Origin of the sequence: Selenomonas bovis DSM 23594, from assembly GCF_000381005.1 — a bacterium.
Classification (GTDB): Bacteria; Bacillota; Negativicutes; order Selenomonadales; family Selenomonadaceae; genus Selenomonas_C; species Selenomonas_C bovis.
In genome coordinates this window covers 13838-38325 of record NZ_KB908389.1, presented here as the reverse complement: position 1 = coordinate 38325, position 24488 = coordinate 13838, and the positions used below count along the sequence as shown (strand labels likewise).

At 61.4% G+C, this 24488-nt stretch carries 29 protein-coding genes; all 29 read right to left on the bottom strand.

The annotated features are described in order from the left end of the window. Window positions 1–71: 71 nt before the first annotated feature. The gene (gene csrA / locus F599_RS0106725; RefSeq protein WP_019542757.1) at window positions 72–296 is read right to left on the bottom strand and encodes a carbon storage regulator CsrA; all 225 of its coding nucleotides are present in this window, start codon (window positions 294–296) and stop codon (window positions 72–74) included. Continuing rightward, window positions 296–751: a flagellar assembly protein FliW gene (fliW, locus tag F599_RS0106720; protein ID WP_019542756.1), complete on the bottom strand. Its 456-nt coding sequence runs from the start codon at window positions 749–751 to the stop codon at window positions 296–298. Before fliW ends, csrA begins: the two co-directional genes overlap by 1 nt. 30 nt (window positions 752–781) lie before the next feature. After that, a complete protein-coding gene (locus F599_RS0106715) occupies window positions 782–1366 on the bottom strand; it encodes a DUF6470 family protein (RefSeq protein ID WP_031584365.1) in 585 nt (194 codons plus the stop codon). Window positions 1367–1469: 103 nt separating this feature from the next. Continuing rightward, window positions 1470–2837 (bottom strand): flagellar hook-associated protein FlgL, encoded by a 1368-nt coding sequence (gene flgL, locus F599_RS0106710; protein WP_019542754.1) that lies wholly within the window; start codon window positions 2835–2837, stop codon window positions 1470–1472. Window positions 2838–2858: 21 nt separating this feature from the next. After that, entirely contained in the window at window positions 2859–4763 is a 1905-nt protein-coding gene (flgK, locus tag F599_RS0106705) for a flagellar hook-associated protein FlgK (RefSeq protein ID WP_019542753.1), read from the bottom strand. A 66-nt stretch (window positions 4764–4829) separates the two neighbouring features. After that, a complete protein-coding gene (locus F599_RS0106700; RefSeq protein ID WP_019542752.1) occupies window positions 4830–5333 on the bottom strand; it encodes a hypothetical protein in 504 nt (167 codons plus the stop codon). Further along, window positions 5305–5790, bottom strand: a complete 486-nt coding sequence (locus tag F599_RS0106695) for a flagellar protein FlgN (RefSeq protein ID WP_019542751.1) — start codon at window positions 5788–5790, stop codon at window positions 5305–5307. Before F599_RS0106695 ends, F599_RS0106700 begins: the two co-directional genes overlap by 29 nt. A gap of 68 nt (window positions 5791–5858) precedes the next feature. Further along, window positions 5859–6137, bottom strand: a complete 279-nt coding sequence (flgM, locus tag F599_RS0106690) for a flagellar biosynthesis anti-sigma factor FlgM (protein WP_019542750.1) — start codon at window positions 6135–6137, stop codon at window positions 5859–5861. 253 nt (window positions 6138–6390) lie between these two features. After that, window positions 6391–6867 carry a hypothetical protein gene (locus F599_RS13760; protein WP_019542749.1) on the bottom strand — a complete coding sequence of 159 codons (477 nt, stop codon included), beginning with the start codon at window positions 6865–6867 and terminating at the stop codon, window positions 6391–6393. Between the two features lie 343 nt (window positions 6868–7210). Continuing rightward, window positions 7211–7393: a hypothetical protein gene (locus F599_RS14615; RefSeq protein ID WP_244869340.1), complete on the bottom strand. Its 183-nt coding sequence runs from the start codon at window positions 7391–7393 to the stop codon at window positions 7211–7213. A gap of 293 nt (window positions 7394–7686) precedes the next feature. Next, complete coding sequence (gene ilvN / locus F599_RS0106675; protein ID WP_019542747.1) at window positions 7687–8187, bottom strand: acetolactate synthase small subunit; 501 nt, start codon at window positions 8185–8187, stop codon at window positions 7687–7689. After that, window positions 8184–9881 (bottom strand): biosynthetic-type acetolactate synthase large subunit, encoded by a 1698-nt coding sequence (ilvB, locus tag F599_RS0106670; protein ID WP_019542746.1) that lies wholly within the window; start codon window positions 9879–9881, stop codon window positions 8184–8186. Before ilvB ends, ilvN begins: the two co-directional genes overlap by 4 nt. A gap of 207 nt (window positions 9882–10088) precedes the next feature. Further along, window positions 10089–11105 carry a Gfo/Idh/MocA family protein gene (locus tag F599_RS0106665; protein ID WP_019542745.1) on the bottom strand — a complete coding sequence of 339 codons (1017 nt, stop codon included), beginning with the start codon at window positions 11103–11105 and terminating at the stop codon, window positions 10089–10091. Window positions 11106–11133: 28 nt separating this feature from the next. Continuing rightward, the gene (locus F599_RS0106660) at window positions 11134–11832 is read right to left on the bottom strand and encodes a ComF family protein (RefSeq protein WP_019542744.1); all 699 of its coding nucleotides are present in this window, start codon (window positions 11830–11832) and stop codon (window positions 11134–11136) included. An 8-nt stretch (window positions 11833–11840) separates the two neighbouring features. Next, window positions 11841–12680: a selenium-dependent molybdenum cofactor biosynthesis protein YqeB gene (gene yqeB, locus F599_RS13750; RefSeq protein ID WP_033369181.1), complete on the bottom strand. Its 840-nt coding sequence runs from the start codon at window positions 12678–12680 to the stop codon at window positions 11841–11843. A 1150-nt stretch (window positions 12681–13830) separates the two neighbouring features. Then, the gene (locus F599_RS0106650; RefSeq protein ID WP_019542742.1) at window positions 13831–14781 is read right to left on the bottom strand and encodes a chemotaxis protein; all 951 of its coding nucleotides are present in this window, start codon (window positions 14779–14781) and stop codon (window positions 13831–13833) included. 164 nt (window positions 14782–14945) lie between these two features. Beyond that, window positions 14946–15920, bottom strand: coding sequence for a CvfB family protein (locus F599_RS0106645; protein WP_019542741.1), 975 nt, complete (start codon window positions 15918–15920; stop codon window positions 14946–14948). 14 nt (window positions 15921–15934) lie between these two features. Beyond that, the gene (gene rsfS / locus F599_RS0106640) at window positions 15935–16264 is read right to left on the bottom strand and encodes a ribosome silencing factor (RefSeq protein WP_019542740.1); all 330 of its coding nucleotides are present in this window, start codon (window positions 16262–16264) and stop codon (window positions 15935–15937) included. A gap of 82 nt (window positions 16265–16346) precedes the next feature. Continuing rightward, on the bottom strand, window positions 16347–17372 hold the full coding sequence (locus tag F599_RS0106635) for an LCP family glycopolymer transferase (RefSeq protein WP_019542739.1): 1026 nt from the start codon (window positions 17370–17372) through the stop codon (window positions 16347–16349). A 23-nt stretch (window positions 17373–17395) separates the two neighbouring features. Continuing rightward, the gene (gene yqeK, locus F599_RS0106630; RefSeq protein WP_019542738.1) at window positions 17396–17989 is read right to left on the bottom strand and encodes a bis(5'-nucleosyl)-tetraphosphatase (symmetrical) YqeK; all 594 of its coding nucleotides are present in this window, start codon (window positions 17987–17989) and stop codon (window positions 17396–17398) included. Then, complete coding sequence (gene nadD, locus F599_RS0106625) at window positions 17986–18600, bottom strand: nicotinate-nucleotide adenylyltransferase (protein WP_019542737.1); 615 nt, start codon at window positions 18598–18600, stop codon at window positions 17986–17988. Before nadD ends, yqeK begins: the two co-directional genes overlap by 4 nt. Window positions 18601–18724: 124 nt before the next feature. Next, window positions 18725–18883, bottom strand: coding sequence for a hypothetical protein (locus tag F599_RS15745; protein ID WP_019542736.1), 159 nt, complete (start codon window positions 18881–18883; stop codon window positions 18725–18727). After that, window positions 18880–20133, bottom strand: a complete 1254-nt coding sequence (locus F599_RS0106615) for a glutamate-5-semialdehyde dehydrogenase (protein WP_019542735.1) — start codon at window positions 20131–20133, stop codon at window positions 18880–18882. The genes F599_RS15745 and F599_RS0106615 overlap by 4 nt, the downstream gene beginning before the upstream one ends. 22 nt (window positions 20134–20155) lie before the next feature. Continuing rightward, on the bottom strand, window positions 20156–21301 hold the full coding sequence (proB, locus tag F599_RS0106610; protein WP_019542734.1) for a glutamate 5-kinase: 1146 nt from the start codon (window positions 21299–21301) through the stop codon (window positions 20156–20158). An 18-nt stretch (window positions 21302–21319) separates the two neighbouring features. After that, window positions 21320–21622, bottom strand: coding sequence for a ribosome assembly RNA-binding protein YhbY (yhbY, locus tag F599_RS0106605; protein ID WP_019542733.1), 303 nt, complete (start codon window positions 21620–21622; stop codon window positions 21320–21322). Window positions 21623–21643: 21 nt separating this feature from the next. Further along, window positions 21644–22927 carry a GTPase ObgE gene (obgE, locus tag F599_RS0106600; protein WP_019542732.1) on the bottom strand — a complete coding sequence of 428 codons (1284 nt, stop codon included), beginning with the start codon at window positions 22925–22927 and terminating at the stop codon, window positions 21644–21646. A 493-nt stretch (window positions 22928–23420) separates the two neighbouring features. Then, entirely contained in the window at window positions 23421–23711 is a 291-nt protein-coding gene (gene rpmA, locus F599_RS0106595; protein ID WP_019542731.1) for a 50S ribosomal protein L27, read from the bottom strand. Between the two features lie 40 nt (window positions 23712–23751). Next, window positions 23752–24078 (bottom strand): ribosomal-processing cysteine protease Prp, encoded by a 327-nt coding sequence (locus F599_RS0106590; RefSeq protein WP_019542730.1) that lies wholly within the window; start codon window positions 24076–24078, stop codon window positions 23752–23754. Continuing rightward, on the bottom strand, window positions 24078–24389 hold the full coding sequence (gene rplU, locus F599_RS0106585) for a 50S ribosomal protein L21 (RefSeq protein ID WP_019542729.1): 312 nt from the start codon (window positions 24387–24389) through the stop codon (window positions 24078–24080). The genes F599_RS0106590 and rplU overlap by 1 nt, the downstream gene beginning before the upstream one ends. Window positions 24390–24488 lie beyond the last annotated feature (99 nt).

The window sequence follows — 24488 nt, the reverse complement described above, 5'->3', positions numbered from 1 at the left end:
GATTTCGTTGCAAAATCCCCAGGGCGCAGCTCCATATGCGCCTCGCGATTGGGAATCGCCTGCCATGCGTATCACCGCGGCAGCGCGCTCTTGAGGTCGATGTCCATCGGCACCGGGGCGGCTGCCTGCTTGTTCTCCTCCTGGATGGCGTGATAGATCTCGCCACGGTAGATCTTGACCGAGCGCGGCGCGTCGATGGCGATGCGGACATTGTCGCCCTGCACCTCGACGATGTTGAGGACGATGTCATCACCGATCATAATCTGCTGCTTGGGCTTGCGGGTGAGTACGAGCATCAGCGCGCCTCCTTCCCGGCGCCGTCCTGCTGGAACAGGCGGTGCTTCGTCTGGTAGGGGCTCTTCTCGAGCACGAGCTGCACGGCGTCGAGCGTGTTCTGGTTGATGATGACCGGCGCCATGAGGTTGGCCGTCATATCCTTGATGCTGCCGCCGGGGATTGTGAGCAGCACGTAGACGGCGACATCCTCTGGTTTCTCGAGTCCGAGCTTTTTCTCCGTCGCGTCGTCGATCTCGAACTCGTAATCCTTGAAGAAGAGGTACGGGCTCGTCATGAGGAACGCGAGATCCGGCGTCTGGCAGGACTGCAGGAACAGGTAGGGGCTTTCCGCGTCATAGGGGATGAGGACGAATTCGCGTTCGTCCTCAAACGCGGGGATGCCCTGCGCGAAATGGACGATGCTCTTTTCCTCGACCTCGAAGTCACCGAAACGCACGGTATGGATTGTTTTCATAGTCTGCCTCCCAATCACGCCAGGCTCTGCCTAGGCGTATATATCGTAGCGGTCTTCCGTGACCCATTGATGTACGGATCCCTTCTGTTTGAGATAGGTCTCTACCTGCCCCGGCGTGAAATGCGTCTGGGCAAAGGCATCCGTGTCCACGTGCTCCGTCACGTCCCCGGGATCGATGGTGCCCGTGAGCTCGCTCTGGTGCACCGTGATGGTCGGGGCGGGGATATGCGCCGCCACAATGTGGCGGTTCTTGCCCTTGTTGATGAAATCCGTGATCTGGCTGGCGTAATGCTGGTGAATCATGTTCGTGCCGGGCCTGGCGGCGTTGTCGATGATCTGCCACGCCTCGGCCGTATGCCCGGACGTCGCCTGCTGCACATCGCTGAGTCCCTGCTGCCCGTGCTCCTTGGCGAAGTCGCCGTGGCTGTCATAGCCGTAGCTGTGACGGCTCGGGTAGCTGTCGATGTCCACGCGGCACTGCGTCCACCCCTTGTTCGAGCGCGCCTGCCGGTTCTCTGTCGAAAGCCGCGCGGGTGTCGCGTGCGCCTCGAGCTGCCCGAGGCGTGTGTGGATGCCGATCATCGGCTGCGTCGTGCGGATGTTCAATCGCAACATGGTATGATTCACCTTCTCCCTGGCGGATTCCTGCTGTCCCTGCAAATTTCATCAAATCGTTCAGAAAAAGCACATCAAGCTGCCAGCTTCATCTGCTGCCACCTCAGCTCAGGTAGTCCGCGAGCGACTGCGGCAGGATGCGGGCGCCGAGCGCGAGGCTCATGTTGTAGACGGTCTGCTCCTCCATGAGTTTCGTCGCGAGCGCCGCGACATCGACCGCGCTCACATCCGTGACATCCTGCTTGATGAGGACGTTCTGGTTGTCGAGCATCGTCGCGACGGAGTTGTAGAGCTGCTGGCGCGCGCCGAGCTTCGTCTCTGTCGTGACAGTCGTCGCGTGCGCCTGGTCGGAGATGGTCTGCCCGTCGTCCGAGAGCCAGGAGAAATCCGCGCTCGTGACCTGCTTCTGCACCGTGAGCATCTCGTTGAGCATCGCCGTGCCGGAGGGTGCGTTGCCGGAGCTTGCGTCATCGAAGATGTCCGTGCCCCAGATCTCCGGGCCCGTGACATTGACCGTGTCGGACGTCGGCTCCGTCGTGCCGTTCTTCTTTGTCATCGAGATGTGTTTATTATCGCCCTGGTAAGTGGCGATTTTCTGCTCGACGGTGGCGAAGGTAAATTTTACACCCGCGACGTTGCCCGTCCCGACATTCGTCGCTTTCATATCCGTCTGCGGCGTCTTGATGATTTCGCCGGTATTCTTGAAATACTCCGATACGTCCTTGCTGCCCGTCCAGCCATCGAGCAGGCCAACGGCATCCTTTGTCGGATCCACCTTCGCATTGGCGTTCTGCGCGATCTTCTGCTGATAGCCATTCTCTACGAAATCCTTCGTATAGATGTAGCCGTCCTTCGTATTGAGATAATAGGTCTCGGTTTTTGCATCTGCTCCCGTCCCCGTTGTTCCCGTAAGTGTGAGCATCTGCTTGACCGTGCCCATGTCCTCCGCGCCGTTCTTGCCGCTGAAATAGTTGGAGGCCTTCTCCGAGAGCGTCTTGGCGAGGCCGCGCTCGACCTCTTTGTCCGAGAGGGAGAACGGCTGCGTCGTGTCCTTCTGCCCCGCGAAGATGTAGCGGTCGCCCTGCTGCGTGTTGCCGAGGGAGACGAGCTCCTGGATCTCCGCCTCCATCTCCTTGCCGATGGCGGCCATGTCCTCATTCGTCTTGTCGCCGTTCGCGGCCGCGACGGTCTTTTCCTTGAACGTCGTCTGGATGTCCGTCATGGAGACGAGTGCGGAGTCTGAGGCCTTCATCCACGAGATACCCGTACTGACATTCTTCTGGTACTGCTCGTTCTCCTGCTCCGAGGTGTCGTAGCGCAGGTACTTCGTATAGGCGACGGAGTCGTCGGACGGGCGGTGCAGCTTGTTGCCGTCGCCCTGCTCCATGAGCTTGTCCTTGCGGTTGTTCGCGTCGTTGAGCTGCTTTTTATAGTTGTAGACCATCTGGTTGCTGCTGACTCTGATTGCCATTTTTTTCACCTCTGTGACTGATTATCTGCCGACCATGCCTGTGGAGTTGATGAGCTTGTCAAGCATCTCGTCCATCGTCGTCAGGCAGCGGGAGCAGGCGCTGTAGCCCTTCTGGAACATGATCATGTTCGATAGCTCCTCGTTCCAGTCAACGCCCGAGGTTGAGGAGCGCCAGTTCGTGATCTGCAAGATGAGATCATCCTGCGCATCCGCCTTGTCATCGAGCGACTCGGAGTCGCTGCCGAGCTGGGAGACAGCCGCAGAGTAATAGGCGTTGACGGAATTCGTATCGAGGGAACGGCTCGTCATATTGTTTTCTGCCTTCTTATCCTGCATGTTCATGAGGAACGTCGTCGCACCGCTTTCCTGATAAGCCACATAGGCGGAGCTGATGACATTGCCCCCACTGTACGCCTGATACGACGTATTGTTGACGGAGGAATCCTTTTCTCCGTTATACTGCCCCATGTTCACGAGCGACGCGACATTCGTCGCGTTCGTGCCATCGCCTGAGCCGTTGACCGTCACGTCATAGACAGGCTTTCCTGATGCATCAGTTTTGAATTTGCCATTGTCATCGGTTGCCTGCACGACAGAGAGTGTGCGCGCCGCGATGAGACTCTGCCCACCAACCGCGGTGATTGCCGTATTGACCTGGAGCGCGTTGATGATGTTGATGCCCTTGAGATTATTTCCCGTGTCAACCTTGGTGCCGGTAATCGTAACCTGCGGCATATAAATGACGTTGCCATCTGTGTCCTTAAGCGCTTTGCCGTCTGCATCTGTCTTTTCCGCATAGGTCAGTCTGCGCTTGATATCTTTCATCTGCGTGGCCTGGACGCATTGATTCGCAGCATCCCAGGTATAGAGCGTGTTGTCATCACCCCAGAAATTCCGCCCATACGACGGTCCTTTGTAGGTCGCCGTACCATCGTCATCTCCAAGGCTGCTGTCCGTGCCGTCGATGCCCGCGCCCTGCTGGTGCACGGTATTGAACGTCGTGAGCAGGAAGCCCGCGATGTTCGCCATTTTGTCGATGTAGCCCTTGTCCTCGGCAATCGTGTCCATCTGCGCCTTCATGCTGCCGTTCATCGGGATGTAGGCGATGCCGGACTCCTTGATATTGACGGTGTAGTCGCTGATGCCGTACGTCTTGTTCATCTGCGGCTCGGACATCTCGAGCGTGAGCTTGTTGATGCCGTTCACCATCGTGATGCCGTTCGAGACGACGGAGTACATGCCCTTTTCATCCTCATAGACGTTGAGGTTCATGTATTTCGAGAGGTTGTCGACGATGAGGTCGCGCTGGTCGCGGAGGTCGTTCGCGCTCGCGCCCGTCGCCTCGGTCGTCATGATGTTCTGGTTGAGCTTGACGAGCTGGTCGGTATAGTCGTTGATCTGCGTGACACTCAGGCGCATATCATCATACTGCGCATTGATCTGCGCCTGCAGCTGCTGCGACGCCGTCTTGATACGGTCGGCGAGCACGTTGCTCTTCTCTATGACGGCCGTGCGGTTGCTCGCGGTCGAGGCGTTCGTCGAGAGGTCGTTCCACGCGTTGTAGAACTCGGTGAGGGCGTTCTTAACGCCCGTGTTGCCCGAGTCGTTGAAGATGGCCTCGACTTTGTCATAGTTCGTCTGCTGCGTCTTGTAGTATTGCTGCTGCGCCGTCTCCGACCAGTACTGCTTGTCCGCGTAGACATTGCGTGCACGCTCGATAGAGGTCGAGTCGACGCCCGTGCCGACCATGACCTGCCCATAGATGGACGAGACCTGCTGGCCGCGCGTGGCGGCGAGATTGACGCTCTGACGCGAATAGCCTTCCGTCCCGGCGTTCGTGATGTTGTGCCCTGTCGTATAGAGGGAGAGCTGGTTCGCGTAGATGCCCCGCACCATCGTGTTGAGCCCTGCGAATGTGGAACGCATATAGATCACCTTTTCCTTGCTGTGTTATTCCGTCAAATCGATGCCCGGGAATCACTCCCGCACCGCTCAGACGTTCGCGTCGAACATCTTGCGGCCGCGCAGGAGCTCAGGAGACTCGCCGCCCGGCTTCGTGTAAGTGTCGCTCGCGACAGTCTGGTTCATGATGTTCACATGGAAGTCCGCGAACGCCTTGCCCTGCGCGAGTAGCGCCTGTGCCCCCGCGAGCTCGCGCCGCAGCGCGCGCTGCTGTGACGTGGCGCGTGCGAGCAGCGCGAGCGCGCCGGTTCGCAGCTGCGAGGGCGGCTGCGCCGTAAAAAAAGCGGTCAGGCGTGCTGCGCCCGTCCGCGCCAAGAAGTCATCGAGCCTGCGGCTGAGCTGCGTGAGCTGCCCGAGCACACGCTCGAGCTGCCCGAGTGCCTCGGGCATCGCCTGCCCGGGCGTGCGTTCCCGCAGCAGGGCGCGCAGCTGCTGCGCCGCCTGCAGTGCCTCAGTGCCGAGCAGGAGCTCCTGCTTGAGGAGTCCCGCGCCCTCTTGGAGCAGCTCAGGCGTCGTACTCGAAGTTCCTGCCATGCGAGAGCACCTCCTGTCCGCCGCTGCCATACGTCGGCTCCACCTTCGTGCCGCCGATGCGGTTCAGATGATAGGTCACAGCGGAAAGCGCGCCCTCGATGAGGACGCGGTTGTTCTCAGCGAGCTCCTGCGCGCGCTTCGTCGAGGTGTCGAGCGCGGCGTGGAGTTTCTCGATGAGCAGCCTGTGGTTCGGTGTCGGAGCGAAGCGGGCGAGATCCTTCATCTTCGTATCTTTCGTGATGGCCCGGTTCTCCACAGCCAGGTCGATGAGGGCTTTCTGCCGTTTCGTCTCCAGTGCGCGGATGCGCTGCGTGAGCTTCGCTTCCTCCCCATTCACGGCCTCGATGGATTTGAGGTCGATGACGATGAGAGCCTTGTGCTTCTTCTCGCTGAGCGCGATGAGCGCGCAGTATGTCTTGTTGAGTTCGTTGAGTGTCTCAATGAGTTCCTGCCACATGCTGTCTCTCCTGTCCTGCCGCGGTCATGCCGCGTCCCCTAAAGGAACCGCCGAAGCGCGGTGACTCCTCACATCATGAGGCCGAGCATCTTCGCGGCGATGTCCTTGGCATCGACATGGTAGGTGCCGTTCTCGATAGCCTGCGTGTAAGCGTCCACCTTCTCCTGACGCACCTCGTCACCGCTGCGGAGTTTCTGCAGCATATCACTGAAACTCTGCCCTGCCTCCGAGATGACGACCTCATCCTGCTGCGCGGCCTTGCCCGCCGCCTTGCTGCGATAGGCGTGTGCCGCCTGTGCGGAGCCGTAGAGCGTCGTGACGGACTGGATGTTGTTGTTTACGATCATGTTTTCACCACCTTGCATAGGCAGCGGACTGACTGGGATTCCCCCGCATAGAGGCCGCTGCAGGAAAGGCACCGATTGCCTCAGCGCTTCCTTGAGGAAGCACTTCATTTAATCAGCGCTTCCTTGATTCTTCTGTTAGAGGTATCGACAGAAAAAGCAGGAGACTTAACTCCTGCTTTTTCGCCGTTATATCACGTTATCTTTTATTTTCTCTCTCGTTCTTCCGCTTACGGCATTTTATGCCTTGGTATGGTCAATGCAGGCCGCGGTAGCGCTTACTGACCGCGTTGCCGCCCTGGCGGTCGCGTTCGGAACGGAACGCCGACGCATGCTCCTGGCTGTCACGTTTCGCGGGGACGCGTTTCGCATCGCGATCCGCGACGATCTTTGCAGCTGCACTCTGCAGTTCGTTCTTGAGCGCCTCCGCACATTTTATACAGAGCTTCCCCTGCGTGATGGGCGCGCCGCATTTCTCGCACGGATACGTCATGCGCACGCCGACCTGGATGAACCGTCCCTCGCGGATCATGCGCTTGATCATCGACTCTGGCGCTCCGGTCGCCTCGATGAGCTCGTTGACCTTGATCTTCGGATGGTCGCGTACGTACTCGACCACCTCATGTTCCTTCTCGCGCAGCTTCTCCATGCAGTCGGGGCACAGGCGCTGCGTCGCGTTCATCGGCACGAAAATACGCCCGCACGATGGGCAGTTCTTCATCTTTGCTACCATAGTCGACACTCCCTCTGTCGCTTCATTGCTGTCTTTTAGGGAATATTCGACAGGAAAAGCGATTTTCCTGCTTTGGCGCGATATTTTCTCCGGCGTCTCACCATCTGCACCGCCGCAGTGCTCCGGGCGCCTGCAGGCGCAGGATGCGGCAGCTGTTGAGGACGACGGCGAGCGTCGCCGTGTTATGACGACCACACATAGAAGAAAAGCCGGGAACAGACGCTGGGCATCCGGCGCGCCGGACTGCTGTTCTAAGCGCGCCATGAGCCTCAGCATCCCTTCCCGGCCCACCTCCTGTGTTCGGAGCCTGGAGGCGCTGCCTACTCAGCCTTTCCTCGCGGAATTATTTCTGCTTCGCTTCCTGCGCTGCGATGAGGTCCTCGAGCTCCTCCTTCTGACGCTGGAGCTCAGCGAGCGGCAGCTCAGACGTCGGCGCAGCCGGCTGCATCTGCACGAGCTGTTGCTCACGCTCCTGCATGAACCGATAGCCGAAGATGCCAGCGACCGCACCTGCAGCAAGGCCGATTCAAAAATCTGTTTTCTGGAACATGGAACATCCTCCCTTCTGACTTCTCTTTCTGAAATTGAAATGATATGCATAATCATTTCACCTACTTTTCTAACCATCCGCTGCTTTATTGTCAATGATAATCTATCTTAATAAAACGGATGACAGCAGACTCCTTTCACAGGAGACTGACGCCATCCGCATGGGCTCAGAAACACCGCTCTGCGCAGTGCTCTGCTCGTATGATCTTTTTCTCCATGCCGCAGAGAATCCCCGTCGGCATGGCACTTGCCGTTCAGACTTTCCGCAGCTCACATCGCCTTGACCGGCACAGGGCCGCGCGAGAGCGCGATCGCGCCCGTGCGCGCGATCTCGATGATGCCGTACTCCTCGAGCACCTCGCAGAGCGCGTCGATCTTGCTCTCGCCGCCCGTAAGCTCAATGACAACATCCTCAGGCGTCACGTCGACGATGTTCGCGCGGAAGATGTTGACGACGTTGATGATGTCGGCGCGCGACGCTTTTGACGCCTTGACCTTGATGAGAACGAGCTCGCGCTCGATGGAGTCCGTGAGGGAGAGATTGACAATCTTGATGACATCGATGAGCTTGCCTAGCTGGCTCACGACCTGCGCGAGCTCGTTCTCCGACTCGACGGAGACGACGATGTTGATGCGCGTGATATCCGGCTCCTCCGTGTAGCCCGCGGAGATGCTCTCGATGTTGAACGCACGGCGGCTGATGAGTCCGGCGACATGCGTGAGCACGCCCGGCTTGTTGTCGACGAGGACCGCCAGCAGGAATTTCTTCATTTCTTCTTTGCTCCTTTCCCCAGCACCATCTGATCGAGGCGTTTGCCGCCCGGTACCATCGGCAGGACGTCTTCTTCCTCCGGCACGTAGACATCGATGAGCGCCGCGCCCGGTTCTGCGAGAATGGCAGGCAGGCGCGTCTCGAGCTCCTCCGGCTCCGTGAGGCGGTAGCCGCGGATGCCCATGGCCTCCGCGAGCTTCACGAGATCCGTCTTGCCCTTGAGCTCGGACTGGGAATAGTGGTGGCTATAAAAGAGGCGCTGCCACTGGCCGACCATGCCGAGGATGAAATTGTGGATGACGATGATCTTCACGTCGATGTCGTTGTCGGCGAGCGTCGCCATCTCCTGGCAGTTCATCATGATGCTGCCGTCGCCGGAGATGAGGACGACGGGCTGGTCTGGACGGCCGATCTTCGCGCCGAGCGCCGCGGGCAGGCCGAAGCCCATCGTGCCGAGGCCGCCCGACGTGATGAACTGGCGCGGCCGGCGCTCCGCGTAGAACTGCGCCGCCCACATCTGATGCTGGCCGACATCCGTCGCGACGATCGTATCATCGGATGAGAGCGCACTGACCTTCTCGATGAGCGCCTCCGGCTGGATCGCGTCCTCCCGCGCTGTGTAGGAGAAGGGATGCGCCTCCGCAAGCGCGGAGACATGGCGCAGCCACGACTGGAACTGCTCGCGGTAGTCCGTCGGCGAGGCCTCGAGCTTCTCGATGAGCAGCGGCAGCGAGGCGCGCAGATCCCCCGGCACCTCGGCGTCCGCCGACACGTTCTTGTTAAACTCCGCCACGTCGAGCTCGAAATGCACGACCTTCGCGTGCGGCGCGAACTCCGTGACCTTGCCCGTCACGCGGTCGCTGAAGCGCATGCCGAGGCAGAGGAGCAGGTCGCACTGCTGGATGGCCATGTTCGCGGCATAGGCACCGTGCATGCCCGCCATGCCGAGGAATCCCTCCGTGCCGTCCGCGATGCAGCCGAGCCCCATGAGCGTGCTCACGGCCGGCGCGCCGAGGCCGCTCTGGAGCTTGCGCACGAGCGCCGAGGTATCAGAAAGCGTCACGCCGCCGCCCACGAAGAGCAGCGGCTGCTCCGCCGCGTCGAGCAGCCGCACGACCTCGTCGATGGCCGCCGCATCCGTCGGATATTCGCCCGAATAGCCGCGCAGCGTCACCTGCTCCGGATAGGAGAAGTCGATCTGCGCCGCGAAGACGTCCTTCGCCACGTCGATGACGACAGGACCGGGACGCCCCGTGCGCGCGATGAAGAATGCCTCTTTCATCACGCGCGGCAGCTCGCGCACGTCCTTCACGAGGTAGTTGTGCTTCGTGATGGGCGTCGTGATGCCGCAGACATCCGCCTCCTGGAATGAATCCTTGCCGATGTAGGGATTCGCCACCTGCCCCGTGATGCAGACGAGCGGCACGGAGTCGATGTTCGCCGTCGCGATGCCCGTGATGAGGTTCGCCGCGCCCGGGCCCGACGTAGCGAACACCACGCCGACCTTTCCCGTCGCGCGCGCGTAGCCGTCCGCCGCATGGACGGCTCCCTGCTCGTGCCGCGTGAGCACATGCGGGAATTTCATCTTGTAGAGCTCATCATATAATGTCAGCACCGCGCCGCCCGGATAGCCGAATACGACGTCGACGCCCTCTTTCTTCAGGCTTTCCAGTACCGCCTGCGCGCCATTCATCAACAAAATATCTGCCTCCCCTTGATCTGCATAGTTCAGAAGCCGACAAACGCACGCTCCTGAAAAAGCATTTGTCTTTCTATTATAATGGATTGTATACAAAGTTACAAGTTTTTCTCTTATGTCCATCACTCAGAAGAGACGCTTTTCGTCGTGGCGTGCAGCAGCCATATCAGCGCGGGATGGCAGACAGCAGCGGCGCGCCTCTCAGGCATCCTGCAGCGCGTCCTCGATGATCTGCATGACGGCCAGCGTCTCCGCCGCGAGCCGGTCAGCCTCCGCGCGATCTCCCGTGTCGGCGATGCGCGCGAAGTCCCGGAACTCCTGCGTCATGCGGTGCTCCCCTGTCCCCGGCACGAACGTCTCCGTCTCCGTCCCGCGCACGACGGCTCCGGCCGCGTCGCGCGTCACGCCGTCCACGCCCTCTCTGGCACAGGAAAGCGTGAGATTGGGCGCGACGTTGGGCTTGCCGCCGATCCTCATCCAGCCCTGTTCTCCCTGGATGGAAAGATAGCAGGGACTATCGGAGTCCTTCGCGCCCGTGCAGACGGCGGAGAAGCCATCGTACTCCATGACGAGCGTCCCTGAGGTATCGATGCCGTTGAAGCCGCGGTTCGGATAATAATGCACAGCGCGTGGGAGGCCGAAGAGCGCCGCCGCATAATGGATGTTGTAAACATTGATGTCGCGGAGCGCGCCGCCGAGGTAGGCCGCGTCGAAGGCATGCGATACCTCTCCCTCGAGGTAGGCGTCGTAACGCGAGGAATACTGCGAGTAGTTCCCGAGCAGCATGCGCACCCGGCCGAGCCGCGGCAGGCCCTCGCGCATCCTCTGGAACACGGGCGTGTGCAGCACTGTGATGGCCTCGAAGATATAGAGGCCACGCTCCTGCGCGAGTGCGACGAGCTCCCGCGCCTCCACGAGCGTACCCGTAAATGGCTTCTCCATGATGACGTTCTTGCCCGCCTCGAGCGCCTGTTTGCCGTAGGAGAAATGCGCGCTGTTCACGAGGCCGATGTAGACCGTGTCAATATCCGACTGCGCGAGCAGCGCCGCGTAGTCGGTGTAGACCGCCGCGATGCCGTACTGCGCGGCGAGCGCCACTCCCTTCGCGCGGCTGTGCGGACGCGCGAAGATAGCCTGCCGCTCGATGGTCCTGACGGGCTGCAGCGCAACGAGCGCGTCAGCGATGATCTTTCCCGTTCCAATCAGTGCAAGTTTCATGATGACTTCCTCTTTTCCCACAGATCAATCAACGATTCTGACCACTCGCGAGCGTCAGCACCGCGACCTGTGCCGCGCCAGCGCCGCGCAGCACCTCGGCGCAGTGCAGCGCGGTCGTACCGGTCGTAAAGATGTCGTCGAGCAGCAGGATACGCCTGCCGCGAATCGCCGCGCCCGCAGCGGGCGCGAAAGCGCCTTCGAGATTCCGCGCGCGCTCCTCGCGGCTCAGCCCATACTGCGGCCGCGTCTCCTTCACGCGCACGAGCAGGCGCTCCAAAGAGAGTCCCTCGCCCGCGAGCCATGCCGCGAAGATGCGCTCCGTCTGATTGAAGCCGCGCTGCTGCTCGCGCGACGCATGGAGCGGCACAGCCGCCGCCGCATCGAAACGCGCGCCAAGCTGCCGTGCACCGCCATCCTCCTGCAGCAGTCGGCAAAGCATCGGTGCCGCCGCGCGCAGGAACGTCCCGATGGCATAGAGGTGCTCCGTCCTGCCCTGATATTTCAACCCGCGCACGAGATCGCGCAGCGCCCCCTCGTAGACGCCGAGCGTCCAGCCAGCCGCGAGCACGCCGCGCTGCGCGGGTGTGAGGACGAGACGGCGGACGCGCAGCGCAGCGCGCAGACAGGCGGGACACCAGCCGCCGCGCGCCTCCACATAGCAGCCGCAGGCAGGGCAGCGCGGTGGAAAAAGTAACGCCAGCAGTGCCTCGAGAAATCCTGCTCCCATCGCCCGTCTCAGACCGGCAGCAGATGATGGCGCTTGAAGTTCCCTGCCTCCCAGTGCATGACAGCCGTGAGCACCGAGCCGCCGACGCAGCGCACCTTGTCGGACATTGTAAAACACTCGCCCTGCGTCATCGTCGGATGAATATCCGCAATCTTCATGCCCTCGTAGACCTCATAGCCATCGTGGATGATGCCGCGCAGCACGCCATCAAAAGGCGCCTTGACCTCCACGATGCCGCCACCCGCATGGATATGGGCGATCGATTCTCCCTTCTTGACGAGGAACGAGATGCTGCGCAGCGACTCGATGCGCCCTGCGGCTGGCGCGAAGATGATATGTTCCCGTGTCTCATCCACATCGATTTCCGCGCTCGTTTCCTTCTCGCTGCGCAGGGAATATCCCTCGTAGATGATGCGTCCCATATTGTGCCCGCGCATCGTCTCGATGACCGCGTTCACATCGCGCCCCGCGCAGAATCCCGGTCCGAGCGCGATCGTATGCTTGGCCATCGCGCGCGATGTACCGAGGTTCTTGTGCGCGAGAATCGCATCGACGAGTACCTGCGGGTGGAAATCAGCCACCGATGTCGCCGCAGGATCGACCATCATGACGATCTCCTCCTTCTTCAGGAGCTTCTCCGCCTCCTTCTTGCTCTTCGTGAACGTACAGGTCACGCGCTCCACGGTCTTCTTCCCATCATAGACGGCATCAGAAAACGTCACCTCACGCCGCGTCGCCGACGGCAGCGCCCGCTCGAGCATGAGCACGCGAAATCCCGCTGTATGCAGCGTCAGCGCGATGCCCGTCGCCATCTCGCCGCCGCCGCGGATCACAATCAATCGTTTCATCTTTCAGCCTCCATCCTTCAACCCGCTTCCACATCCACATTCTCGTTTCATTATACAATACTTCCCCCGGGGAATGAAAGCGCAGATTTGCAGGAAACACTGCACCGCTGCGGCGGAGAAATGCGGACAGCGCCCCTGTCCCTGTATGCAAAAAACAGAATACATAAATACAAAAAACATCGAAAAAATTCAGCAGATAGGTTGTATTTCATCTTCCTTCATGCTATACTAAAGGTGCAAGAAGAGAAGAGCAAACCACCGAGGGGGCGGAGTCCTAGAGGGCGATGTCCTCGGCAGGTGCCCGCCGAAATAGGCTCTCTTCCTTGTAACGAATGGGTTTCCCATCAAAGCCTATATCGCGTGGGTGGGGCGGAGCAAAGCGGTATCCCCCATCCGCAGGAGATTGATCTACACGATATAGTCTCTCGTGCTCCTGAAAATACCGATGTGATTTACAGCAATGTTAGGAAAGGATGTGGATGATTCTGCAGATTACGTTCACCATTCTTTCGCTCCCCTCTGACGTATAGGGTGCACAGTTGAAGGACGAAACGCCATCGAGGCATTGTAAGTCGTCACGATGCTGAGCCTCCTCTCAGCGCCGGGCGCACTCGAAGCTATATGGCAGTTATGAAATCGCACGCCTGTCAGAGTACCGTGAGAATGCCCACGCCGTGTTCCTTTCTATCGGAGCTTCCGGTTTCCTAGGTTCCGAGGCATCCGCGTTAGCCCATCGTTCCCTAGTTCCTGCCGATGTCGGCTGTTGTTCCAGTCGTTCGATGTGTTAATTGTTTCGCGAGACATCGCATAAAGCCTGCAGCTTCACTCGAGAGTTGCTGTCGGCAGACAAATGAATAAAGAGGTACAGATTGAATGTCAATCACCACGTAACGACCCTGCCAGATGCGCAGGGTCGTTTCCTTTTGCGCCGTCAACTTCATCGACGATCCGGCGAACATGGGCAGCAAAAAAGACTGTCGCACGGAGCGGTTCACTGCAACACCCTGTCAGGGAGATTTTCCTGACCACTGGATGCTTTGAAAGAATCCTTACGTACGACAGTCTATTCCTGCCAAGAAACTACCAACAAAATGAGGTGCCTCCCTCCATGAAGAGGAAAGCACCTCTGATTGACACTAGTCTGCTGAACTCACGCCTCATCCTCATCCTTCTTCAGCGGCTTGCCGAAGACGAGATTGTCGAGGAGGTCGATGAGCTGATTGATCTCCGGCTTCGAGATCTGCCCAGAAGCACCGAGCTGATTGCCCTTGATGCGCATCTCTTCACTGATGAGTGAGGAGAAGAGCACGAACGGCACGTCCTTGAGGCGGTCATCGCTGCGCACGAGCTTGAGCAGGCGATGACCATCCATCTTCGGCATCTCGACGTCGGAGACGATGATGCGGACATGATCCTCGATGGGCCCTTCCTTCGCCGCGAGCCCCTGCAAATAATCCCAGGCGTCCTGGCCGTTGCCGAAATCGCGCACGAAGCGATAGCCGGACTCGTGCAGCGTCGTGACGAGCAGGTCGCGCAGCATCGGCGAATCCTCAGCGACGACGACGTGCACGTCCGAGCGCTTATCTTTGACATCCTCCGCCGCATCCTCGAACGTCGTGAGCTTTGCGTTGATCTCCGGATTGATCTCCGCGATGATCGTCTCGAAGTCGAGCAGCAGCACGATGCGATCCTTCATCTTTACGATGCCGACGACGCGCGACTGGTCGCCGACCTCCGGCGCCGGCTCCATGTCCTTCCACGAGATCCTGTGGATGCGCGAGACATTGCCGACGAGGAAGCCGATATTATAGTTGTTGATCTCCGTCACGATGATGTTCTTCGGCTCCTCATCCGTCTGCACGTTGAGGCAGCGCGGCAGATTGACGAGCGGAATCGCCTTGCCGCGCAACGTGAAGAGCCCGTCGACATAGGGATGCGCCTGCGGCATCGCCGTGACCGGCGCACGCGTGATGACCTCGCGCACCTTGGCAACATTGATACCATAGTGCACCTTGCCGATGCTGAACTCGACAATCTCGAACTCGTTCGTTCCCGTTTCGAGAAGAATTCCCTTCTTATCTCCTGACGTTTCTGCTGCCATTCGATCGCCCCCATCTTGGATTCATGGAAACGCAGATGCAGCCGCTGACGCGTGCATCAGCCCATCCGCATTTCCCTATGAGCAAACTCCAACCTAACTGATTACTTCTGTTATTTCTTTTTATTCGCGACGAAGCGCGCATTTCCTGCTTTCTGCGAAAAAAACTATCCACGCGCGAGCGTCCCGCCGTCCTCTGGCGGCTGCGGCGTTTCCTGCGGCATGTCCTTGAGATACGTCCAGCCGTCAGCCTCGTAGACGCGGCCCTCCTTGAGCAGGTGTCCGAGCGCGCGCTTGAACGCCGCCTTGCTGATGCCGAACTTGTCGCGCAGCACTTCTGGCGAGGTTTTGTCGCTGTACGGCATCTTGCCCTTGCGTACGGCGAGCAATTCGAGGATGCGCGCGGCGTCCGTCTCGAGCGCCTTTTCCTTCGCCTCGCGCAGCGATGCATTGAGGCGGCCGTCGCGGCGCACGAAGGTCACGCGCGCCGTGACGATCTCGCCCACGCGCGGCCGCTCCTCGCGCGGCGGCAGCTCCTTGTTCGCGATGAAGACGATGTAACGCTCCTCGCTGAAGAGGAACGCGCCCGCGTCCGTGTAGTTGTAGATGGCCCCCGTCACATGGTCGCCCACGCGCACCTTGCCGCAGGCGGAGGCGGAGGCGCGGCGCATCTCGTCCTCGACCTCCATCGTGACGGCAAGGCGGCCGGATTTATCCGTGTAGAGCTTCGCCCAGACCGTCTCGCCGATCTGCGGCCTGCCTCGCATGCCCGCGTAGGGCAGGAAGATGCCGCGCTCGGCGCCGACGTCGAGGAACGCGCCATCCCGGCTCACATTGATGACCTTGAGCCGGGCGATCTGCCCCTCCTCCATCTTCGGCACGCGCATGCTGGCCGTGAGACGCCCCTTCGGATCCTTGTAGAGGAAGACCTTTACGCGGTCGCCGACAGCAACGGGCGCCGTCTGCTGCGTCTTGTGCAGCAGGATGTCATCATGCGTGCTGCCCGTCTCCGCGTCGAGGAACGCGCCCATCTCGCCGAGACGCGCGACGGTAAGCGTCGCCACCGTGCTCGGCTGATACTTGCGGCGGGTACGCACCGCGCCTGCCTCCCGCTGCGGCAGCGGCGCACCGCCCCGCCTCATCCCGCGTTCCATGCTCAGTCCTCGTACGGCGTGAGCGCCGCGTCGGCCCAGAGATGCTCGAGCGCGTAGTATTCGCGCGCCTCCTGACGGAAGATGTGCGCGACGACGTCGCCATAATCCATGAGGATCCACTCGCCCTCGCGATAGCCCTCCTTGTGCAGGAAATGCGCGCCGCTCTCGGCGAGCTTCTCCTCGATGTTGTCCGCGATGGCGCGCACCTGCGTCGCCGTATTCGCCGAGCAGACGACGAAATAGTCCGTCGTCGGCGTGAGCTCGCGCATGTCCATCGTCACGATATCGCGCGCCTTCTTCTCCGAGGCCGCGGCGCAGATGGCCTCTTTCATTGCTTCGACTGTCAAAAAAATCCCTCCTATGGGTGATATCGATATGCCTTTTCCGCGTCAGACATGTCTGCCGCGCGGTATTTCATTCATCATCAATGTGTGTCTGCATCTCTGGAAAGAGCTTCTCAACCCCCTCCCCGATGGCCTGCGTCTCCGGCAGCCAGATGGTGTCGTCGCTCTCGGCGGGCGATCCCGGCAGCATCCACGTCTCAGGCTCCGTACGGCTCATCTGCCGCAGGACGTTCGCAAGATGCGCCGAGTCGAAAATCTCCGCGCTCGTCTCGACGCGCGTCTGGAGGATCTCGGCGATGGCGGGCAGCTTCGTCAGCGTGCGCACGCGCATGACCTCCTCATAGAGCGCCTTGACGAACTGCTGCTGGCGCTCGGAGCGTCCGACGTCGCCGAGGTCTGTGCCACGGTAGCGCAGGTACTCCTGCGCCTGCTTGCCATCGAGGTGCTGGTAGCCCTGCTTGAGATGGATGGAAAGATCCGCCTCCGGGTCGTCGTAGTCCATATCACTCTCGACGTAGAGGTCGATACCTCCGAGGAGGTCGATGATGTCGGCGCAGGTCTGCATGTCCACGGCGACGTACTGGTGGACGGAGACGCCGAGCAGATGTTCCGTCGCCCGCACGACGAGCGGCGCGCCGCCCGTCCCGTAGAGCGTGCCGATGCGATCCTCATAGGCGGAGTCCGGGATGGGCACCCAGGTATCGCGCGGGATCGTCACGATGCGCAGCCGCCCCGTCTCATTCTCCACGGAGAGCAGGAGCAGCGTGTCCGCCTGCCGCGCGGCGCGCCCGTCTGCCGTCTCAGGGCCGCCCGCGCCGTCATCAAGCCCGAGTACGAGCACGTTCGTATAGCCGTCAAAGCGCGGGTCGAGCTCGCCCGCGCGCGCCTCCCGCCGCGCGAGATACGTCTCGTGTCGCACCTGATACTCCGCATAGATGCCAGAGCCCCAATGGTAGAGCGTCATGCAGAGGAAGCCGAGGACGACGAGGACGATACCGAAGACGAGCAGGAAGACACAGAAGCGCAGCAGTCGCAGGCGCCGCTTGCGCGCGAGGAGCTTCCGCTTGCGCCGGATATTCTCGCGCGTGCGATTCACGGGCTGCCCTTCCTCCCTGCGGCTCATACGGGCAGCTTCACGCCCCGGAGCAGCAGCTCGTTGCGTGCCTCGATGGTGTGCGGGTGGAGCAGATGTCCCTTCGCCGCCACAAACTTGATGGATTCCGTGAGACCAATGAGCAGCATCTCATCGAGGCTCGCCTCGCGCGCGAGCCGCCGCAGCATCTCGACCTCCGGATAGTCGCGCGACGGCTCGATCATGTCCGCGTACCAGATGATCTTGTCGAGGCGCGTCATCTGCGGGCCACCGACCGTATGGCGGTAGATGGCCTGCGAGATGGCATCGTCGTCGACGCCATAGAGCTCGCGCACGCGCACCGCGCCGAGATAGGCGTGCAGGAGGAGCGGCATCGCGCGCTCGATGGGGCCATAGGGGATCTGGCGCTTGTCCGCCTCCGCGCGCATCGCCTCGTTCGGGAACTCCCGCGCGCAGTCGTGCAGGAGGCCCGCCGTGCGCGCCGCCTCCACGTCGACGCCGAACCGCGCGGCGAGCTGCGCCGCCGTCTCCGCCACGCCGAGGGAGTGACGGAACCGCGACGGCTTGAGACGTGCCGCGAGCAACTGTTTCCTTTCATCATACGATAGCTTTGCGTTCATCGATACAGCCCTTCCTTCTCAATATAGGACGCGACTGGCGCGGGCACGAGGTAGCGGATGGAGGCACCGCGCGCGAGCCGCGCGCGGATATCCGTAGAGGAGATCTCAAGCTCCGGCGTCGCGAGGCGGTGAATGTGCTCAGCCGCGAGCCTGCCGAACCGCCGCGCGAGCCGTGCCTCGTCGAGCGGCACACCCTCGCGCTCCGAGACGATGAAATGACAGCGCGCGAGGAGCTCGTCGACATGGTACCAGGTGTCGAGCTCGTTGATGGCGTCCGAGCCCGTGATGAAGAAGAACTCCGTACTGCCGCCGTAGCGCTCCTGCAGCTCCTTCACCGTGAGCAGACTGTAGCTCGGCCCCTGCCGGTCGAGCTCGCGCCGCGAGACGGAAAAATGCGGATTGTCCGCCGTCGCGAGCACGGTCATGAGATAGCGGTGCTCCGCGGAGACGCTCGCGCTGCCGCCCTTGTGCGGCGGGTTCGCGGACGGGATGAAAATCACCTCGTCGAGGCCGAACGCGTCGCGCACATCCTCCGCGAGCACGAGATGTCCTGTATGCACGGGATCGAACGTGCCGCCCATGATGCCGACCTTGCTTCTGCCCTGCGTCATCGCTGGTATTCCTCCTAAAAACCTCTTCTCTTCTGGTAACTGCCCAGTCATGGACAAAATGCGACAGCTCGAAAAGAAAGGCGGAAAGCTACATCCACTCCGTCATGCTGCCGTCATCTCCCGCTCAGATCAGCGCCCGGACGAACGCGAGCAGCGCGGCCGCGAGCAGGCAGCTCAGCGCGATGCGCGCGAGCGCTGCCGCGTCGTCGCGCGCGTCATGCCGGCCGTGCGGCGTCGCGAGATACTGGCGCAGCGTGCGCAGATAGCCCGCAAGCGCGCTCAACGTACCTGCCCCTCACCGTAGATGAGGTATTTCGTGCTCGTGAGCGCCTCGAGGCCCATGGGGCCGCGCGCGTGGAGCTTCTGCGTGCTGATGCCGATTTCCGCGCCGAAGCCGAACTCGAAGCCATCGGTGAAGCGCGTGGAGGCATTGACGTAAACGGCCGCCGCGTCCACCTCTTTCTGGAAGCGATGCGCGCTCTCGAGATTCTCCGTCACGATGGTCTCACTGTGGCCCGTGTTGTATTTGTTGATATGGGCGATGGCCGCCGCGAGATCCGGCACAACGCGCACGGAGAGGATGAGGTCGCCGTACTCCGTGCTCCAGTCCTCCTCCGTCGCCTCCCGCATCTCGGGGCAGATCTCCCGCGCGCGCGCGTCGCCGCGCAGCTCGACATGCTTCTCCTCCATCGCACGCGCGAGCTGCGGCAGGAAATCCTCCGCGATGGCCGCGTGGACGAGCAGCGTCTCCATCGCGTTGCAGACGGAAGGGTGCGAGGTCTTCGCATTGACCGCGATCTTGACGGCCATGTCGAAGTCCGCCGTCTCATCGACGAAGGTATGGCAGACGCCGGTGCCTGTCTCGATGACGGGCACGGAGCTGTTCTCGACGATGTGGTGGATGAGGCCCGCGCCGCCGCGCGGGATGATGACATCGAGAAGCCCCGTCATGTGCGTCATCGCGTCGACGGCCTCGCGGTCGGTGAACTCGACGAACTGCAGCGCGCCCTCGGGGATGCCCGCCTTGTACGCCGCCTTCATGAGCAGGGAGCTGATGGCCGTGTTCGAGCGGATGGCCTCCGAGCCGCCGCGCAGCAGCACGGCGTTGCCCGCCTTGAGGCAGAGGCCCGCCGCGTCGGCCGTGACGTTCGGACGCGCCTCGTAGATGATGCCGATGACGCCGAGCGGCACGCGCACGCGCCGGATCTCGAGCCCGTTCGGACGGATCGTCGAGTAGTCGCCCTGGCAGATGGGATCAGGGAGCGCCGCCGTCTGGCGCAGTCCCTCCGCCATCTGCCGGATGCGGCCCTCATTGAGCATGAGGCGGTCGAGATAGGAGCGCTTGAGTCCCTTGGCGCGCGCCTCCTCGAGATCCTGCGCGTTCGCCTCGAGCACGAGTTCCGCGCGCTTTTCAAGCGCATCCGCCATCGCGCGCAGCGCCTCATTTTTCACGCCGGTCGGGAGGATGGCTAGCGCGCGTGACGCGCGCTTCGCCGCCTCAGCCTTTTCCCGCATCGTTTTCTGAATATCCATCGTCTGCCTCCTATCGACTCGTTCAGACCATCAGCACCATATTGTCCCGGTGGATGACCTCCTCATGGATGTCCTGCCCCGCAAGGAGCGTGGGGAACTCGCTCGTCTGCCGCCCGATGAGCTGGCGCAGCACGCACGCATCGTAGTTGACCGTACCGCGCGCGATCTCCTGCCCTGCCTCCGTGAGCACGCGCACGGTGCTGCCCGCCGCGAAATCGCCCTCGCAGGAAGTGATGCCAGCCGCGAGCAGACTCGAGCCATGCGCGCGCATCGCCTGCTCGCAGCCGCGGTCGACGCAGAGGTCGCCCTCGATGCGCTTGCCGAACGCGAGCCAGCTCTTCCGGAGCCGCAGATGACTCTCCTTCGCGGGGAACACCGTGCCGACCGCCTCGCCCGCGAGCACGCGCGCGAGTACGCCCGCATGACCGCCTGGTGCGATGACCATCGTCGCGCCCGCGTTCATCGCGATCTTCGCCGCCTCGATCTTCGTGCTCATGCCGCCCGTGCCGAGGCTCGATCCGGCGCCGCCCGCGCGCCGCTCCACCTCGGGCGTGATCTCCGGCACGACGCCGATGAGCTGCGCGTCCGGGTGCGTCTGCGGATTCGCCGTATAGAGCCCCTCGATGTCCGAGAGGATGATGAGCGCATCCGCGTCGACAAGCGTCGCGACCGTCGCAGAGAGCGTGTCGTTGTCGCCGATCTTGATCTCATCGACGGCGACGGCATCGTTCTCGTTCACGACGGGGATGGCCCCCATCTCGAGCAGCGCGAGCAACGCCTGGCGGGAATGGATGTACTGGTTGTGCCGCACGGCATTCTCCTTCGTCAGGAGCACCTGCGCCGTCGTCCTGCCATACTCGGCGAAGAGCTTCTCGTAAATGTGCATGAGCATGCCCTGCCCGATGGCGGCGACCGCCTGCTTCTCAGGGATGGACGACGGCTTCTCCGCGCGGCCGAGGCGCCCGAGCCCCGCCGCGATGGCGCCTGATGAGACGAGGATCACCTCCCGCCCCGCGTTGCTGATGTCGACGAGCTCGCGGACGAGATGCTCGATGCGACGCAGGTTCATGCGCCCCGGACCATAGGCGAGCGTACTCGTGCCGACCTTGACGACGATGCGCCGCGCCGCTGCGAGCTCCGCGCGCGCCGCCCTTTCCTGCTCTTCCATGACGCTCTCCTCTCCGCCTTACGGCAGCTCGATCTTCGGTTTCTCGAAATTCCGCTTGAACAACAGGCCCGTGTTGCCCTTGATCTGCACGAGGTTCGCGTCGCAGCGCTCCGCGAGGAGCTCCATGACATCCGACGCATCCTCGAGACAGTTGTTGAGCACGCGCACCTTGATGAGCTCGCGCTTCCTGATAACATCGCGCGCCGACTGCACGACGGCGGGTGTCACGGCGTCCTTGCCCACCATCACGACGGGCTCGAGCTTCATGCCCTCCGAGCGGAGAAAGCTCTTCTGCTTGCCGGTTAAAGAATTACGAATCAAAAATGTTCCTCCTCCCTGCGGTCACTCCCGCCACTCAAACTCCATCTCGCCGATATGGACGGTCTGCCCCTCGCGGATGCCGCGCTCCTTGAGCTTCTCATCGATGCCCTTGATGCGCCAGATGTACTGGAACCGGCGCACCGCCTCATCGTTGTTGAAATTCGTCATCGCGACGAGCTTCTCGAGCGCCTTGCCGCTCACAATGAAATCGCCCGCGTCGTTGCGCGTGACTGTGACTTTCTCCGCGTCGCGCGCCGCGTCCTCGTCGTAGACCGTCTCCTCCTCCGTCGCCTCCGGCTCCTCGACGTAGTTATCGAGCCAGGTGCCAACGTAGGAAATGAGCTCCTTGAGTCCCGTGTGCGCGGCCGCCGAGATGGCGAAGAACTTCAGCCCCTCCTTCGCCGCGAGCGCCTCGAGGCGCGGCAGGTTCTCCGCCGCCTCCGGCAGGTCGATCTTGTTCGCGACGAGGATCTGCGTGCGGCGCGCGATTTTCTCGCTGTACTTCTTGAGCTCCTTGTTAATCTTATAGAAATCATCGACGGGATCGCGCCCCTCGATCCCGGACGCATCCACGATGTGCAGGATGAGCTTCGTGCGCTCGACATGGCGCAGGAAATCGTGGCCGAGGCCCACGCCGTCCGCCGCCCCCTCGATGAGGCCGGGAATATCTGCCATGACGAAGCTCTTCTCGTAGTCCGTCTTCACAACGCCGAGCACCGGTGTGATCGTCGTGAAATGATAGTCTGCGATCTCCGGACGCGCGGCCGAGCACGCGGCGACGAGGCTCGACTTGCCGACGCTCGGATAGCCGACGAGGCCGACATCCGCGAGTAGCTTGAGCTCGAGCACGAGATTCCTGCTCTCGCCCGGCTCGCCGAACTCCGCGAACGTCGGCGCGCGGTTCGCGGCATTCGCGAATTTCGCGTTGCCGCGGCCGCCGCGCCCGCCCTTGGCGATGACAGCCTCCTGTCCGACCTCCGTGAGGTCGGCGAGCAGTTCACCCGTCTCCTCATCGCGCACCGTCGTTCCGGGCGGCACCTTGACAATGCACGGCGGCGCGTTCTTGCCGTACTGATTCTTGATGTCGCCGTTCTCGCCGTTCTCCGCCTTGAACTTCCGATGGTAGCGGAAATCGAGCAACGTATTCATATTCTGGTCGACGCGGAACACGATGTCGCCGCCGCGCCCGCCGTCACCGCCCGCCGGGCCGCCCTTCGGCACGAACTTCTCGCGGCGGAACGCCGATTTCCCGTGCCCGCCGTCACCCGCTTTCACGATGACCTTTGTCTTATCGATGAACTGCATAGCTTCCTCACTTCCTCTTTCCTCTCATAGCGACGCACAATGTCCGCAAAGCGGACGTTTGTGCATGTAGTTTGCTATGTAAATCCCCAAGAACGCAAGCCGCAGGCGCAGCGCGATTGGCTGGATTTACTGCAAGGGCGATGCACAATGTCCACAAAGTGGACGTTTGTGCATGTAGTTTGCTATGTAAATCCCCAAGAACGCAAGCCGCAGGCGCAGCGTGATTGGCTGGATTTACTGTAAGGGCGATGCACAATGTCCACAAAGTGGACGTTTGTGCATGTAGTTTGTGATGTATGAAAACCCGGCATTGCGTGCAATACCGGGTTTTCATACATCACAACGCAACTTAACGTCGTTTTTAGGAAACACTGAGCGCATCAGTGCCACCTGAGGAACCACCGCCACGCCCCCAAAGTTGACGCCCACGGAAATCCCTGACGAATATAACAATACCTGCGCCCCCTTTGGCAGCGCAGGTACCGTATTTCTATTACATCGCCTCTTCAGCCGTGTAGACGCTGATCTGACGATTGTACTTGCCCTTCCGCTCGAAAGCGACCTTGCCGGCCACCTTGGCGAACAGCGTGTCATCCTTGCCGATACCGACGTTGTGGCCCGGATGGAAATGCGTGCCGCGCTGACGAACGAGGATGCTGCCGGCCGTGACAAGCGTACCGGCCTGCTCCTTGACGCCGAGGCGCTTCGACTCGCTGTCGCGGCCGTTGCGCGTGGAGCTGACGCCCTTCTTATGCGCGAAGCGCTGCAGATTGAACATGAACATGAGATTCACCTCCGCTCGCTCGGGGACGCAGCCTGGCGGCTCACCGCGCAGACTGCTCCCCGGTAATCCGTACAGCCCTTGGATACGCTTCGGCAATCGCCGTAAGCCCCAGGAGCATGGTCTCAAGAATTGCTTCCGTCCGCTCATCGGGACGGTCCTCAAGCATCAATTGGAGCTTCCCGCTCGAGTCTATCGATCTGACCTTTCGATGCAGATACTCCGTGATGCCGAGATAGGCGGAATCCGTGAGGGACGAGACACCGGCGCAGACGATGTCCTCGCCCGCGCATGCCGTGCCGCTGTGGCCCGACACGTCGAAGCCCGTAATCCTCCCATCCGCCTGACGAAAAATGCGTACCTGGATCATCAGGCCTCGATCTTCTCGATCGTCACCTTCGTGAACGGCTGACGATGACCCTGACGCTTGCGATAATTCGACTTCGCCTTGTACTTGAAGATGCGGATCTTCTTGCCTTTGCCCTGGGCCTCGACTTTGCCCGTCACCTTCGCGCCCGCGATGACCGGCGTGCCGACCTTGACATCGCCGTCATTCACCACCGTCAGGACTTCGTCGAACGTGACAGCGTCGCCTTCTGCGGCAGCGAGCTTCTCGACCGTGATGACATCACCCTCGGAAACCTTATACTGCTTGCCGCCCGTCTTAATGATTGCGTACATGAAAACACCTCCCTGTCGATTACTCGCCGACTGCGGTGCAGCGTATGCTGACTTGAGGAATCACTGATTCACTCGGCGCTTCCTGCTACCTCGTCGTGC

Excerpts from the sequence above, each read along its gene's own strand:
- rpmA (WP_019542731.1), bottom strand. The coding sequence starts at position 23,711 with ATGTTCATGTTCAATCTGCAGCGCTTCGCGCATAAGAAGGGCGTCAGC.
- ilvN (WP_019542747.1), bottom strand. The coding sequence starts at position 8,187 with ATGAAGAAATTCCTGCTGGCGGTCCTCGTCGACAACAAGCCGGGCGTG.
- F599_RS0106715 (WP_031584365.1), bottom strand. The coding sequence starts at position 1,366 with ATGTTGCGATTGAACATCCGCACGACGCAGCCGATGATCGGCATCCAC.
- proB (WP_019542734.1), bottom strand. The coding sequence starts at position 21,301 with ATGGAAGAGCAGGAAAGGGCGGCGCGCGCGGAGCTCGCAGCGGCGCGG.
- F599_RS0106695 (WP_019542751.1), bottom strand. The coding sequence starts at position 5,790 with ATGTGGCAGGAACTCATTGAGACACTCAACGAACTCAACAAGACATAC.
- F599_RS0106590 (WP_019542730.1), bottom strand. The coding sequence starts at position 24,078 with ATGATCCAGGTACGCATTTTTCGTCAGGCGGATGGGAGGATTACGGGC.
- nadD (WP_019542737.1), bottom strand. The coding sequence starts at position 18,600 with ATGACGCAGGGCAGAAGCAAGGTCGGCATCATGGGCGGCACGTTCGAT.
- flgM (WP_019542750.1), bottom strand. The coding sequence starts at position 6,137 with ATGATCGTAAACAACAACATCCAGTCCGTCACGACGCTCTACGGCTCC.
- rsfS (WP_019542740.1), bottom strand. The coding sequence starts at position 16,264 with ATGAAAGAGGCCATCTGCGCCGCGGCCTCGGAGAAGAAGGCGCGCGAT.
- F599_RS0106665 (WP_019542745.1), bottom strand. The coding sequence starts at position 11,105 with ATGAAACTTGCACTGATTGGAACGGGAAAGATCATCGCTGACGCGCTC.
- yqeB (WP_033369181.1), bottom strand. The coding sequence starts at position 12,680 with ATGAAACGATTGATTGTGATCCGCGGCGGCGGCGAGATGGCGACGGGC.
- F599_RS0106615 (WP_019542735.1), bottom strand. The coding sequence starts at position 20,133 with ATGGATATTCAGAAAACGATGCGGGAAAAGGCTGAGGCGGCGAAGCGC.
- F599_RS0106660 (WP_019542744.1), bottom strand. The coding sequence starts at position 11,832 with ATGGGAGCAGGATTTCTCGAGGCACTGCTGGCGTTACTTTTTCCACCG.
- F599_RS13760 (WP_019542749.1), bottom strand. The coding sequence starts at position 6,867 with ATGGTAGCAAAGATGAAGAACTGCCCATCGTGCGGGCGTATTTTCGTG.
- F599_RS0106645 (WP_019542741.1), bottom strand. The coding sequence starts at position 15,920 with ATGAGGCGGGGCGGTGCGCCGCTGCCGCAGCGGGAGGCAGGCGCGGTG.
- fliW (WP_019542756.1), bottom strand. The coding sequence starts at position 751 with ATGAAAACAATCCATACCGTGCGTTTCGGTGACTTCGAGGTCGAGGAA.
- yqeK (WP_019542738.1), bottom strand. The coding sequence starts at position 17,989 with ATGAACGCAAAGCTATCGTATGATGAAAGGAAACAGTTGCTCGCGGCA.
- flgK (WP_019542753.1), bottom strand. The coding sequence starts at position 4,763 with ATGCGTTCCACATTCGCAGGGCTCAACACGATGGTGCGGGGCATCTAC.
- csrA (WP_019542757.1), bottom strand. The coding sequence starts at position 296 with ATGCTCGTACTCACCCGCAAGCCCAAGCAGCAGATTATGATCGGTGAT.
- F599_RS0106650 (WP_019542742.1), bottom strand. The coding sequence starts at position 14,781 with ATGGCAGCAGAAACGTCAGGAGATAAGAAGGGAATTCTTCTCGAAACG.
- obgE (WP_019542732.1), bottom strand. The coding sequence starts at position 22,927 with ATGCAGTTCATCGATAAGACAAAGGTCATCGTGAAAGCGGGTGACGGC.
- flgL (WP_019542754.1), bottom strand. The coding sequence starts at position 2,837 with ATGGCAATCAGAGTCAGCAGCAACCAGATGGTCTACAACTATAAAAAG.
- rplU (WP_019542729.1), bottom strand. The coding sequence starts at position 24,389 with ATGTACGCAATCATTAAGACGGGCGGCAAGCAGTATAAGGTTTCCGAG.
- ilvB (WP_019542746.1), bottom strand. The coding sequence starts at position 9,881 with ATGAATGGCGCGCAGGCGGTACTGGAAAGCCTGAAGAAAGAGGGCGTC.
- F599_RS0106700 (WP_019542752.1), bottom strand. The coding sequence starts at position 5,333 with ATGGCAGGAACTTCGAGTACGACGCCTGAGCTGCTCCAAGAGGGCGCG.